General features: G+C 70.7%; 13 protein-coding genes. 8 read left to right on the forward strand and 5 right to left on the reverse strand.

Annotated elements, in window-relative coordinates; all coding sequences use genetic code 11:
• Positions 1 to 8 precede the first annotated feature (8 nt).
• Positions 9 to 377, reverse strand: coding sequence for a hypothetical protein (locus ACFQ9K_RS04415; protein WP_378723219.1), 369 nt, complete (start codon positions 375 to 377; stop codon positions 9 to 11).
• Positions 378 to 566: 189 nt separating this feature from the next.
• On the opposite strand from ACFQ9K_RS04415, the gene ACFQ9K_RS04420 reads away from it, so the two are divergent.
• From ACFQ9K_RS04420 to ACFQ9K_RS04435, 4 genes are all read left to right on the forward strand, one after another.
• The gene (locus tag ACFQ9K_RS04420) at positions 567 to 1145 is read left to right on the forward strand and encodes a sigma-70 family RNA polymerase sigma factor (protein WP_378723217.1); all 579 of its coding nucleotides are present in this window, start codon (positions 567 to 569) and stop codon (positions 1143 to 1145) included.
• Positions 1146 to 1288: 143 nt separating this feature from the next.
• Positions 1289 to 2719, forward strand: coding sequence for an N-acetylmuramoyl-L-alanine amidase (locus ACFQ9K_RS04425; protein WP_378723215.1), 1431 nt, complete (start codon positions 1289 to 1291; stop codon positions 2717 to 2719).
• An 87-nt stretch (positions 2720 to 2806) separates the two neighbouring features.
• Entirely contained in the window at positions 2807 to 3838 is a 1032-nt protein-coding gene (locus tag ACFQ9K_RS04430) for a CobW family GTP-binding protein (RefSeq protein ID WP_378723600.1), read from the forward strand.
• A 208-nt stretch (positions 3839 to 4046) separates the two neighbouring features.
• Positions 4047 to 4238, forward strand: coding sequence for a hypothetical protein (locus tag ACFQ9K_RS04435; RefSeq protein WP_378723561.1), 192 nt, complete (start codon positions 4047 to 4049; stop codon positions 4236 to 4238).
• A gap of 4 nt (positions 4239 to 4242) precedes the next feature.
• Here the strand turns inward: ACFQ9K_RS04435 and ACFQ9K_RS04440 are convergent, their stop codons facing one another.
• The 4 genes from ACFQ9K_RS04440 to glp all read right to left on the reverse strand — a co-directional run bounded on the left by ACFQ9K_RS04440 (position 4243) and on the right by glp (position 8147).
• Positions 4243 to 5250 (reverse strand): AraC family transcriptional regulator ligand-binding domain-containing protein, encoded by a 1008-nt coding sequence (locus ACFQ9K_RS04440; protein ID WP_378723563.1) that lies wholly within the window; start codon positions 5248 to 5250, stop codon positions 4243 to 4245.
• 124 nt (positions 5251 to 5374) lie between these two features.
• A complete protein-coding gene (locus ACFQ9K_RS04445; RefSeq protein WP_378723565.1) occupies positions 5375 to 5809 on the reverse strand; it encodes a molybdenum cofactor biosynthesis protein MoaE in 435 nt (144 codons plus the stop codon).
• Positions 5796 to 6875 carry a bifunctional molybdenum cofactor biosynthesis protein MoaC/MoaB gene (gene moaCB, locus ACFQ9K_RS04450; protein WP_378723568.1) on the reverse strand — a complete coding sequence of 360 codons (1080 nt, stop codon included), beginning with the start codon at positions 6873 to 6875 and terminating at the stop codon, positions 5796 to 5798. Before moaCB ends, ACFQ9K_RS04445 begins: the two co-directional genes overlap by 14 nt.
• A 24-nt stretch (positions 6876 to 6899) precedes the next feature.
• Positions 6900 to 8147: a gephyrin-like molybdotransferase Glp gene (glp, locus tag ACFQ9K_RS04455; protein ID WP_378723571.1), complete on the reverse strand. Its 1248-nt coding sequence runs from the start codon at positions 8145 to 8147 to the stop codon at positions 6900 to 6902.
• Between the two features lie 139 nt (positions 8148 to 8286).
• Here glp and moaA point away from each other — a divergent pair, with 139 nt between their 5' ends.
• The 4 genes from moaA to ACFQ9K_RS04475 all read left to right on the forward strand — a co-directional run bounded on the left by moaA (position 8287) and on the right by ACFQ9K_RS04475 (position 11751).
• Positions 8287 to 9345, forward strand: coding sequence for a GTP 3',8-cyclase MoaA (gene moaA, locus ACFQ9K_RS04460; RefSeq protein WP_378723573.1), 1059 nt, complete (start codon positions 8287 to 8289; stop codon positions 9343 to 9345).
• On the forward strand, positions 9338 to 9580 hold the full coding sequence (locus ACFQ9K_RS04465; protein WP_378723575.1) for a MoaD/ThiS family protein: 243 nt from the start codon (positions 9338 to 9340) through the stop codon (positions 9578 to 9580). The genes moaA and ACFQ9K_RS04465 overlap by 8 nt, the downstream gene beginning before the upstream one ends.
• A 237-nt stretch (positions 9581 to 9817) precedes the next feature.
• Positions 9818 to 10525: a YciI family protein gene (locus tag ACFQ9K_RS04470; protein WP_378723578.1), complete on the forward strand. Its 708-nt coding sequence runs from the start codon at positions 9818 to 9820 to the stop codon at positions 10523 to 10525.
• Between the two features lie 2 nt (positions 10526 to 10527).
• A complete protein-coding gene (locus tag ACFQ9K_RS04475) occupies positions 10528 to 11751 on the forward strand; it encodes an RNA polymerase sigma factor (RefSeq protein WP_378723581.1) in 1224 nt (407 codons plus the stop codon).
• Positions 11752 to 11766 lie beyond the last annotated feature (15 nt).

Raw genomic sequence — 11766 nt, forward strand, 5'->3', positions numbered from 1 at the left:
CGCCAGGATCAGCCTGCCGATCCGGTGCGCGGCGGCGGGGGCAGCAGCCGCCAGGCGCCGCAGTTGGTGGTCTTGAAGCCCACGTCGGTCGGCTTGATCTCCACCCGGATCGGACCGTGCCGGGTGAAGTTGTTGCCGATGATGTATTCCATCTCGGTGTTGTCGCCCGCGACCTTCCAGAGCCTGCGCCAGTCGCACCCGTAGGCCGGGTCGGGTGTGCCGGGGGCCTCCCAGATGCCGGGGAGGATGTCGACGCCCACCAGGTAGACGCCGTCTCCGGGCATGGTGTTCGCCGGTTCGGCGGCCGCGGTCCCGGCTCCGAGCAGGGCGGTCGCCGACGTCAGGGCGCCGGCGATGAGCAGCGTGCTTGCCCGCATGCGATGTACTCCTCGAATCGTGCTGCAACCGCCGCGCAGCGGCTGACCAGGGAGATCCCCGAAATCTCCGGGGCCAAGATCTACCAGACGGCCCGGTCGGATGTGCTGCATTCCACATTTCTTGTGCGGATGCATGACCAAATCGCGCACGATGTTGTCATCGGCCGGTGCGGCCGCGATATCCGAGGTATGACATGTGTTCGGTGGGAGTCGGTCCGGACGGATCGGCGTTCTCCGTCGTGCGGCGCGCAGTGTGCGGGACTGTGCAGCGACTCCGGGCTGGCCGCGGTGCTGGCCGCCGATCGTGCCCTCTTGCATTGGCGGGCCATGCGTGCGCTGGGCGATAGCGGACTCGCCGAGCAGGCCGTGCAGGAGTCGCTGCTGCGCGCGTGGCGTTCCTGCGGAGTCTACGACGCGCGCAAGGGCAGCGTGCGGAACTGGCTGCTGGCGATCCTGCGCAACGTCATCATCGACATGGTCCGGGCGCGGGCCGTCCGGCCGGGGGACACCGGCTGGGACGAGGTCGGCGAGCTCAGCGACGCCCGCTACGCACATCCCGATTTCGCCGACGGCCTGATCGACGGATTGCTGGTCGACGAACTGCTGGCCCGGCTGCCCGGTCCGCAGCGGGAGGCGGTGATCGAGGTGATCCTGCGCGATCGCGCCTACCAGGAGGTGGCCGACGACATCGGCGTCCCGGTCGGCACGGTGAAGACGCGGGTGCACTATGCCCTGCGTTCGCTGCGCCGGTTGCCGAGCGGCGCCTGATTGCCGGTGAACACACCGCGGCAGCGGTAACGGTTGGATAACTGGGGTTGCTATGCTGGTGCTCGCGTTGCGAGAGTGAACCACTGGGTTTGGTGTTACTAATGGGAAGGGAGGGGTGCCCTGTCCCGGGGCACCGACCGAACATGAAGCAGCCAAGCATCATCAGGGCCGGAATCTGTTCCGCCGTCACGGCCGCGGTCACGGTGACGCTGTCCGGATTCGTGCCGGTCACCGCTACCGCCGAGCCGGCGCAGCCGGACCTGGCGAACAAGCTCGCAGGCAAGACCGTGTTCCTCGACCCCGGTCATCAGGGGTCCGGTCACAGCGAGAACGTGGCCAAACAGGTCAGCGACGGGCGCGGCGGCACGAAGGACTGCCAGACCACCGGCATGGTCACGGTCAACGGCGTCCCCGAACACACCATCAATTGGAACGTGGCCCAGCTGGTGAAGACCGCGCTGGAGCAGTTCGGCGCGCAGGTCAAGCTGAGTCGTCAGGATGATCAGGGCTGGGGCGGTTGCGTCGACGACCGCGCCAGGGCCGCCAACGAGTCCGGTGCTGCCGTCGCGGTGAGTATTCACGCCGACAGTGCGCCCGCCGACCAGCGCGGCTTCCATCTGATCGTGCCCGAGCTGCCGATCCCCGACCCGACGATCAACGCGATCCAGTCCAACGCCGGCTTGGCGGCGTCCACCGCGATGCGCGATGCCTACCTGGGCGCCGGGTTCGTCCCGGCGCCGTACGCGAGCGCGGACGGCCTGATGCCGCGCCGGGACATCGCCGGACCCGCGCTCACCGCGGTGCCGGATGTGTTCATCGAGATGGGCAACGGCGCCAACGCCGAAGACGCGGCGCTGCTGGAGAGCAAGGAAGGGCAGCTCAAGCACGCGGTCACCATCACCACCGGGCTGGTGGGGTACCTGCTCGGCGCGCATTCGGTGACGCCGAACGTGAGCGGCGGGCAGCCTGCCGCCGCCCCGTTGCCGCAGCAGCCCGCGGCCGCCGCGCCGGCGAACACCGTCCCGCAGCCGAATTCGGCTCCGCTGCCACCACATCCGGCCGCCACCGAGCCGCCCGCGGGGGCGTCGGCACCGCAGGCGTTGACCCAGCCGCAGGTGCAGGCCGCACCGCAGGCCGGCGCGGCGGGACCGCAGCTCCAGTCGAATACGCCGCAGTTCCAGCCCCACCCGGCCTCGACCGAGCCACCGGCGGGCGCGACGGTTCCCCAGGCTCAGGCCGCGCCGCAGGCGCAAACCGCGCCGCCGGTCCAGGCCGCGCCCCAGGGGCAATCCTCGCCGTTCACCCAGCAGGGTCAGACCGCCCCGGATACCTCGGCGTGGCCCGGCACCCAGCAATCGCCGACCGCGCCCGGCGCCCAGCAGAGCCTGCCGGGCAGCAAGACGGTGCCGGGCGAGTCGAGCGACATGCAATCCGTTCGCGAGATCATGGACATGGTGCTGACCTTGCTGATGCCGCTGGCCAAGTCGCTCGGCGTGGACAACAACATGGTCACCGCCGAGCTGATCAACCTGGCCTACGCGTTGGCGGCCAAGTTCATCGCCCCGGCCAAGTAGGCACCCGCGCGCGCCCGAACGTCACCCTCGCCGAGGGTGACGTTCGGCGTTTCCGGGGCCCTTGCGCGGCCCAGTAGGGTGGTCGGCGTGGCTGACCGGATTCCTGTTGTGATCGTCGCGGGGTTTCTCGGTTCCGGGAAAACAACGCTGCTCAATCACCTGTTGCGCAACAGTCGAGGCACGCGGATCGGCGTGGTGGTCAACGACTTCGGCGCGATCAACATCGACTCGATGCTGGTCGCCGGGCAGGTCGACGCGATGGTCTCGCTCGGCAACGGCTGCGTCTGCTGCGCCGTGGACGTCAGCGAGCTGGACGACCTGTTCACCCGGCTCGCGCAACCGCGCGCCGACATCGACGTGATCGTGGTGGAGGCCAGCGGCCTGGCCGAGCCGCGCAATCTCATCCGGATGGTGGTCGGCAGCGACAACCCGCGCATTCGCTACGGCGGCCTGGTCGAGGTGGTCGACGCCGAGCAGTTCCCGGCGAGCAGCGCGCGCCACCCCGAGCTGACCACGCATCTGCGGCTGGCCGATCTGGTCGTGGTGAACAAGGCCGACCGGGTGCCGGAGACCGGGCTGCGTGCGTTGCGGCAGGACATCGCGGAGCTGATCGGCCAGGCGCCGGTGTACGCGACCACGCACGGCCGGCTCGAACCCGGCCTGCTGTTCGACGAACCGCTGCGCGAAACCCCGCGGGTCGCCGAGCAATTGAGCTTCGACGAACTGCTCGACCACCACGATCACGACCACGCCGAGCACCGGCACCTGCACGACGACTACCTCAGCGTCTCCTTCACCAGCGAACAGCCGCTGGATCCGCGCGCGCTGATCGGGTTCCTGGAGGACCCGCCGCCGGGCCTGTTCCGCGCCAAGGGTTTCGCCGCCTTCGCCGTCGCGGACGAGCGCCGCAAGTTCGTGCTGCACCTGGTCGGGCGGCACCTGGTGTTCGAACCGACGAACTGGGCGCGCGGCGAATCCCGGACGACCCAGCTGGTGTTGATCGGCGCGGGCATGGACGCCGAGGTGGCGACGAAACGGTTGCGGGACACCGTGCACCTCGACGAGAATCCGCTCGACCCGCAATCCATGCTGGGCGTGTGGCGCTACACCCCGCACTGAGCGCCGTCCCCCGGATCGGCGAATCTGGCGCGTTCGGCCAGAAACTGGCGCGTTCGGTGCTAGCGGCGGCGCCGGGCGGACATGAGACTGTCCTGGTGCCCGCCGCGTCGGCACGTGCGCAATGTTGCGAACAGGTCGCGCGTGGTGTCGGGTCGGCGCACCGATTCAAGACCGAGACGATTCGTTCTGCGACCGATGGGAGTTTTCCATGTCCGATTCGCTGGAGAGCGCCACCGCGTACGTGATCGAAGTGCTGGAGGCCAAGGGCACCGCCACGCGCTACGACTTCGACGTGCCCGGCATTGTGGCGGAGTCGCATGCCATCGCCAACGGCTGGGATTTCCGCGCGATCGAGGACGCCACGTTCTGGGGGATCGTGGCGCGTTTCCTCAAACCGTGAACCCTCAGTCGAAGCGGGCGGCCTGCTGGCCGCGGGGCGCCACCGCCCACCGCCGGGCCGCGCGGCGCATCGAGCCCGCGTCGGAGTATCCGAGCAGCTCGGCCTGTCGGGAGCGGCTGAGCGGACCGCCGGAGCTGACCTCGGTCAGCCGGGCCGTGCGCGCCCGATCCAGTTCCCGCCGCCACGTGGTGCCCGCCTCCATCAACCGGCGTTGCAGCGTGCGCGGACTGGTGGCCAGCCTGCGCGCCACCTGATCGAGGGAGACGTCACCGGTTCGCATCGCCTCGGCCAGCGCCGCCGCGACCCGTTCCGGCCAGGCCGCGGCGAGCGACGGCGGTGGCGGCAGCGCCTCGGCGAGCGGCTGCAATATCCCGGCCAGCACCGGATCGCTGGTGGTCAACGGCAGATCCATGTCGCGGGCGCGGAACACCATCGCGTCCACCGGTGCGTCGAATTCGATCGCCGTGGTGCCGAACACCTCGACGAACGTCTCCACCTTGGCGGGCGCCGATTGGCGCAACGAGATCCGCAATGGAATCACCGGCTCGCGCACCACCCGCCGGGCCCGGCTGAGCACCGCGGCCAGCCCCCACAGCTGGGTGAGGTCGCGGCCCCGGCCCTCGCCGCGGATCATCTCCAGGGACAGTGTCACCTCGCCGTCGCGCTCTGCGACCAGGTCGAAGCGATGATTGGTGGTGACCGCGGTGACATAAGGCCCGCAGGTCGCCAGGCCCGCGCCGAGGGTGGGCGCGGTGGAGAACAGATAGTCGTAGAGCCCGAGGGTGGGGAGCTGGTAGCGCCGGGCCACGTTCAGCGCGACGTCCGGGTCGCCGAGTCCGTGCTCACCGAGTTCCCACAGCCGGGAGAAGGTGTGGCTGGGCAGGTGCACGTCGTCCCCGGCCATGGTCCACTCGGGCAGCCCGGTCTCGCGGATCAGTCGATCGCGATCGAGACCGGCCGCGCTGAGCTGAGAGATGACGAACCGGTGCAGCAAAACCTGATCGGTACCCATCGCGTCCTCCCGCTTGGAGCGCTAGCCGGCACGGATGTGCGAGGTCGCGCCTCCGGCGAACTGCGTGTGCGGACACGCTAATGCCGGCGTGTTGATTCGTCATGGGGTTCGTGTCACGCTTCGGTTAACCGCAGGAATTGACCCATTCGGACAATCCGTCGGCGAACAGCTGTCTCTTCCAGATCGGCACCTCGTGCTTGATCCGGTCCACCAGCGCGGCGCAGGCGGTGAAGGCTTCGGCCCGGTGCGCGGCGGCGACCGCGACGACGATCGCGTCGTCGCCGATGGTCAACTCGCCGACCCGGTGCACGGCGGCGACCGGTAGGCCGGCCGATTCGGCCAGCTCGGCGCAGACCTTGTGCAGGAAGCGCTCGGCCTCCGGATGCGCCGAGTACTCCAGTGCGGTCACGGCCTGTCCGCCGTCGTGGTCGCGGACCTTGCCGGTGAACACGACCACGGCCCCGTAGTGCGGCCCGGTGACGGCGGCCTCGACCGCGGCGGCGTCGAGCGGCTGATCGCTGACCAGGGCCAGCCGGACGGTGGGTTCAGTGGTGGTCATGGGTGCCGCCTCCGGCTACTTGCGCGAGCAGATGGTCGAGCAGCGGTTCGAGCACGGCGATGCCGTCCTTGACCCCGCCGGGGGAGCCGGGCAGGTTCACGATCACCGACCGGCCGGCCAGCCCGGCGACCCCGCGGCTCAGGGCGGCCAGCGGGAACTTCGCCGTGCCGCGCTGACGGATCGCCTCGGCCACGCCGGGCAGCTCGCGGGTCAGCACGGCCAGGGTGGCCTCCGGGGTGGCATCGGTGGGGGAGGCGCCGGTGCCGCCGGTGCTGATCACCAGCGACGGTTCCAGGCGCAACGCGTCGGCCAGGCCGACGGTGATGTCGGCGTCCGCGTAGACCAGCGGGCCGCGCACCGAAAAGCCGAGTCCGGCAAGCCATTCGGTGAGGACGGGACCGGTGGTGTCGACCCTGGTGCCCGCGGCGGCGCCGGTCGAGGCGACGAGGACGACGGCGGTCGCGCCGGACAGGCCTTCCCGCGGCGCCTGCCTCGCCTCGGATTCGCTTGCCGCAGAGTGTGTTCCGGCGGATTCGGCGTCACCACCGTGGTGCCCGCGGGCGTGGTGGTGGGTGTCCTGGTGGTCGGCGGCGGACCCGGGCCGCACCCAATGCCCGCGCTTCCCACCCTCTTTGGTGACCAGCCGCACCCCGTTGAGCGTCGCCGCCGGATCGACCGCCTTCACCATGTCGTGCAGCGTCAACCCGGCGACCGCCACCGCGGTCAGCGCTTCCATCTCGACCCCGGTGGGCCCCTTGGTCTTCGCGGTCGCCTCGATGGTGATGGCGTTCTCGGTGAAGCCGAACTCGACCTTCACCGAAGACAATGCGAGCTGATGACACAGCGGGATCAGCTCCGAGGTCTTCTTCGCCCCGGCGATGCCCGCGATCCGCGCGGTGGACAGCACGTCGGCCTTGGGCAGGTCGTCGGCTCGCACCAGCGCCACCACCTCGGCGGTGGTCAGCAGCTCACCCGCGGCCACCGCGATCCGGGTGGTGTCGGACTTGGCGCTGACATCGACCATGCGGGCGCGGCCCTCGCCGTCCACATGGGACAACTCACTCATCGAATACTCCTGGGAAGGAACGGATCACAGCGACCACACTCGCACGACCGCCCCGGCGGGCAGCGAGGTGACCTCGGCCGGAACATCGATCAGCACGTCCGCCCAGGCCATCCCGGCGACCAGATGCGATCCGGGCCCGGACACCACCTCCACCGCCGCCGGATGCCGGTGCGACGCAGGCAGATCGCCGTGCGACCCGCGAATCAGCTTGCCGCGCAGGAACTGCCGCTTGCCCTGCGGCGAGCGGGCTATTTCGTTGCGCAGCGGCAGTTCGTAGCTGTCGACCTCCGGCAGCCCGGCCAGCACGCGCAGCATCGGCCGGGCGAACACCTCGAACGACACCATGGTGCTCACCGGATTGCCCGGGAAACTGAGCACCGGCACCCCGTCGACGACGGTCAGCCCCTGCGGCCCGCCCGGCTGCATCGCGACCGGCCCGAACACCCCGCCGAGCGGCCCGAGCACGTCCTTGACCACCTCGAAGTCGCCCTTGGACACCCCGCCGGAGGTGAACACGACATCGGCCGCCCCGGTCGCCTCGGCCAGCAGCTTGCCGAACTCGTCCGGATCGTCGGTGCTGTGCGCGACCGAGACGACGCTGACCCCGTTCGCGGTGAGCGCGGCGGCCAGCGCGATGCCGTTGGAGTTGTAGATCTGCCCGGGCCGCAGCGTGCTGCCCGCCGCAACGAGTTCGTCGCCGGTGGTGATGACCGCCGCCCGAACCCGGTGGAACACCGGCACACTCGGCAGCCCGACCGCGGCGAGCACCGCGATGTGCCGCGGCTCCAGCCGGGTGCCGGCGGGCACGAGCAGGTCGCCGGCCCGCACGTCGGTACCCGCCTCGCGCACGAATTCGCCTGCGCTGCGGCCACGTTCGACGGTGACGGTGCCGTTGCCCGCGCGCACGTCCTCCACCGGAACCACACAGTCCGCACCGGGCGGGATCGGCGCGCCGGTCATCACCTTGATCGCGGCGCCGGTGGGCAGCGGCGTCTGCCCGGCGTTGCCCGCCGCGACGACCCCGGCCACCCGCAGCGTCACCGGCGCGACCACGACCGACGCGGCGCGTACCGCGTAACCGTCCATCGCCGAGTTGCGGAACACCGGCAGATCGACCGGAGAGCGCAGGTCCTCGGCGAGGCGCAGGCCGAGGGCAGCAGGCACCGCGACGTGGTCGACCGGGCGCGCGGCGAGCGGGCGCAACAGCTGTTCGATGCTGTCTCGGTAGTCGTCGACGGGCCGGGCCGAGACGCTGGCGGGCCGAGGGTTCATGGCAGCCAGCCTAACCTCAGCCGATCGAGGTCAATCGCCCGTCCGGCTTGTGTGAACCTCACAATCTCGCGGCGCGCGCGGTGGGTTATTCCGTACCTTCTGCGACTGACCACCGACGAGCGGAGGTCATAATGGACAGGTGACTCTGGTCGAGATGGGGATACCTGCCGTGCGTTCCGGGCGTCCCTCGCTCGACGGCCGCCCCGATACGCCGTTCCTGCTGGACCGATTCGGGCGGGTGGCCCGCGATCTGCGCGTCTCCATCACCGAGAAGTGTTCGCTGCGCTGTACGTATTGCATGCCCGAGGAGGGCTTGCCCGCGATCCCGCAGCACGAGCTGCTGACCGTCGCGGAGATCGTCCGCCTGGTCGGCCTTGCGGTGCGTGAGCTCGGTATCGAGGAGGTCCGGTTCACCGGCGGTGAGCCGCTGATGCGCCGCGACCTCGAGCAGGTCATCGCCGGGTGTCACGAACAGGTGCCGGACACGCCGCTGGCGATGACCACGAACGGCGTCGGATTGGCGCACCGGGCCCGCGCGCTCGCCGCGGCCGGACTGCATCGGGTGAACGTCTCGCTGGACACCGTCGACCGCGCCGGGTACGCCGAGCTGACCCGCCGCGACCGGCTCGACTCGGCGCTGGCCGGCATCCGGGCCGCCCACGCCGCCGGGCTGGCGCCGGTCAAGGTCAACGCCGTGCTCATGCGGGAAACCCTGTCCGGCGCGGCGGATCTGCTCCAGTGGTGCCTCGACGAGGACTGCGAACTGCGGTTCATCGAGGAGATGCCGCTCGACGCGGACCACGAATGGGCCCGCGCCAACATGGTCACCGCCGCCGAACTCCTGGACGTGCTCGGCACTCGGTTCGCGCTCACCGCGGCAGGGCGCGACGATCCGGCGGCCCCGGCCGAAACCTGGCTGGTCGACGGTGGTCCCGCGACCGTCGGCATCATCGCCTCGGTCACCCGCAAGTTCTGCGACACCTGCGACCGCACCCGCCTGACCGCCGACGGCATGCTGCGTTCCTGCCTGTTCAGCGACCAGGAGTACGACCTGCGCCAGGTGCTGCGCTCCGGCGCAGGCGACGCCGAGCTGGCCACCCTGTGGCGCGGCGCGATGTGGAACAAGTGGGCCGGTCACGGCATCGATGTGGAGGGGTTCGTCCCGCCGGAACGCACGATGGGAGCCATCGGTGGTTGAGATCCGCTACTTCGCCGCCATCGCCGACGCCGTCGGCAAGGACCGCGAGACGCTCGACCTCCCGGTCGGCGCCACCGTCGCCGACCTGCGTTCGTCACTGTCCGCGTCGTACGGCCCCGGCCTGGAGAAGATGCTCTCGGTCTGCGCCTACCTGGTCGGCGACGAACTGACTCGCGACCCGCACGCCGCGCTGACGCCGCGCGTGGACGTGCTCCCACCCTTCGCCGGCGGCTGACCGGCGCGACTTTCGCCTCGCCCCCGCTCCGTTGGCCGAAAGCGGGCTGCCTCGGCGGTATTGACCGGGCAGCGCCACAGGTTCGTCCGCCGATCGTCCCGGCCGCGATGAATCGGGACGCTCGGTGGCCCCACTCGGAGTAGAAAGAATTCGCGGCGGCGTAGAGAAACCGCCGCGGCGTTCGTCGTCTGGGTAGGGAAGGGTATCGGGCTCTTCCACTCGAGGAAGGTGGCGACCATGCACTACTTGGCGACGATCGTGGGAGACGGGCAGACCGCGGCGCCCGGGACGCCGGAGTTCACCGCGGGGGTGGCGAAATACGCGGCCTTCCAGGAGGCGGCGGGCGCGGCGATCGCCGGCGGCGCGGCATTGTTCCCGTCGGCCACGGCGATCAACGTCCGGCGCAGCGGCGGTCAGACGTTGGTCAGCGACGGGCCGTTCACCGAGCAGGCCGAGGTGGTGACCGGCTTCTACGTGTTCGAGGCACCGGATCTGGACGAGGCCATCCAGCTCGCGCGCGAGATCCCGGCGGCCACGCGCGGCGCGATAGAGGTGCGGCCGATGGCGATGTGGGGGCCGCACGGCGTGCCGGCCGCCGATTGGTGGCTCGCGCTGCTGTGGGAACCGCAGGCGGACGTGCTCGTGCCGGGCACGCCGGACTGGGAGAAGATGGCGCTCGAACACGGGCGGCTCGCCGAGCAGGCGGGCGACGCGATCCGTGGCGGCGGGGCCCTGCAGCCGCCGGACACCGCGACCACCGTCCGGGTGCGCGACGGGCAGTTGCTGCTCACCGACGGGCCGTTCACCGAGGGCGCCGAGGTGGTCGACGGGCTGTACGTCTTCACCGCGGCGAGCCCGGCCGAGGCGACGGAGATCGCGGCCGGGATCCCGCGCGGCCCGCAGGGCCGTTCGGAGCTCCGCCGCATCGTCGACGTCGGCTTCTGACCGTGCCGGGCCCGGCCATCGACGCCGTCTATCGCGCCGAGTTCGGCCGGGCCCTGGCCACGGTCGCGCGGCTGGTCGGGGACATCGGACTCGCCGAGGACGCGGTGCAGGAGGCGTTCGCCGACGCGTTGCGCACCTGGCCGGACCGCGGTGTGCCGGCCAACCCCGGAGCCTGGATCACCACGGCGGCGCGCAATCGCGCGCTGGACCGGCTGCGCCGCGAGTCGGCCAGGAGTGGCAAGGAGCAGGACGCCGTGCTGCTGACCGGGCCGGGCGAGGAGATGGACATGTCGCCGGTGGCGGACGACCAACTGCGGATGATCTTCACCTGCTGTCATCCGGCGCTGTCGCCGGAGTCTCAGGTGGCGCTGACTCTCCGGCTGGTGTGCGGGTTGCGCACCGCGGAGATCGCCAGGGCGTTTCTGCAACCGGAACACACAGTCGCCCAACGGCTTACCCGCGCGAAGGCGAAGATCCGCCAGGCCGGTATTCCGCTGCGGGTGCCGCCAGCGCCGCTGCTGCCGGAGCGGCTCCCGGCCGTGCTGGCGTGCGTCTATCTGGTGTTCACCGAAGGCTACTTCGCCACCGCGGGTCCGATCGCGGTCCGGGATGAGCTGTGCGACGAGGCAATTCGGCTCGGCAAGCTGCTGTGCGCGCTGCTGCCCGACGAGCCGGAGGCACGGTCGCTGCTGGCGCTGATGCTGCTCAACGACAGCCGGCGCGCCCAACGGCGAAGTGCGGAAGGCGAATTGGTGCCGATCGAGGATCAGGATCGGACCGCGTGGAACCGGGCGCAGATCGAATCGGGACTGCGCTGCCTGATCTCCGCCGCCGCGGCGGGCCGCGGTCCGTACCTCGCCCAGGCGCGGATCGCCGGCGCCCACGCCATCGCTCCCACCTGGGAGCAAACAGACTGGGCCGCAATAGTTTCCGGCTACGACGAGCTGCGCACCTATTCCGACTCGCCGGTCGTGCTGGTGAATCGCGCGGTCGCCGTGGGGTTTTTGCGCGGTTTCGACAGCGGACTCGCCGCCCTCGACGCGGTCGCCGACCATCCACGCCTGGCTGCTTCGCATCTCGTCGCCGCGACCCGGGCCGATCTCCTGCGCCGCGCGGGACGCTTCGCGGAATCCGCTACGCAGTACCGCGTCGCGCTCGACCGCACGTCCAACGAGCAGGTCCGCCGCTTCCTGTCCCGGCGTCTCACCGAGGTGACGCAGGGGTGAGTGTGCGGGCGGATT

This window comes from Nocardia sp. NPDC056564 (assembly GCF_042793755.1).
Taxonomy (GTDB): domain Bacteria; phylum Actinomycetota; class Actinomycetes; order Mycobacteriales; family Mycobacteriaceae; genus Nocardia.

What these genes read in the sequence shown, in the direction of transcription:
- ACFQ9K_RS04415 (WP_378723219.1), bottom strand. Translation starts at nt 377, where the DNA reads ATGCGGGCAAGCACGCTGCTCATCGCCGGCGCCCTGACGTCGGCGACC.
- ACFQ9K_RS04420 (WP_378723217.1), top strand. Translation starts at nt 567, where the DNA reads ATGACATGTGTTCGGTGGGAGTCGGTCCGGACGGATCGGCGTTCTCCG.
- ACFQ9K_RS04425 (WP_378723215.1), top strand. Translation starts at nt 1,289, where the DNA reads ATGAAGCAGCCAAGCATCATCAGGGCCGGAATCTGTTCCGCCGTCACG.
- ACFQ9K_RS04435 (WP_378723561.1), top strand. Translation starts at nt 4,047, where the DNA reads ATGTCCGATTCGCTGGAGAGCGCCACCGCGTACGTGATCGAAGTGCTG.
- ACFQ9K_RS04440 (WP_378723563.1), bottom strand. Translation starts at nt 5,250, where the DNA reads ATGGGTACCGATCAGGTTTTGCTGCACCGGTTCGTCATCTCTCAGCTC.
- ACFQ9K_RS04445 (WP_378723565.1), bottom strand. Translation starts at nt 5,809, where the DNA reads ATGACCACCACTGAACCCACCGTCCGGCTGGCCCTGGTCAGCGATCAG.
- moaCB (WP_378723568.1), bottom strand. Translation starts at nt 6,875, where the DNA reads ATGAGTGAGTTGTCCCATGTGGACGGCGAGGGCCGCGCCCGCATGGTC.
- glp (WP_378723571.1), bottom strand. Translation starts at nt 8,147, where the DNA reads ATGAACCCTCGGCCCGCCAGCGTCTCGGCCCGGCCCGTCGACGACTAC.
- ACFQ9K_RS04470 (WP_378723578.1), top strand. Translation starts at nt 9,818, where the DNA reads ATGCACTACTTGGCGACGATCGTGGGAGACGGGCAGACCGCGGCGCCC.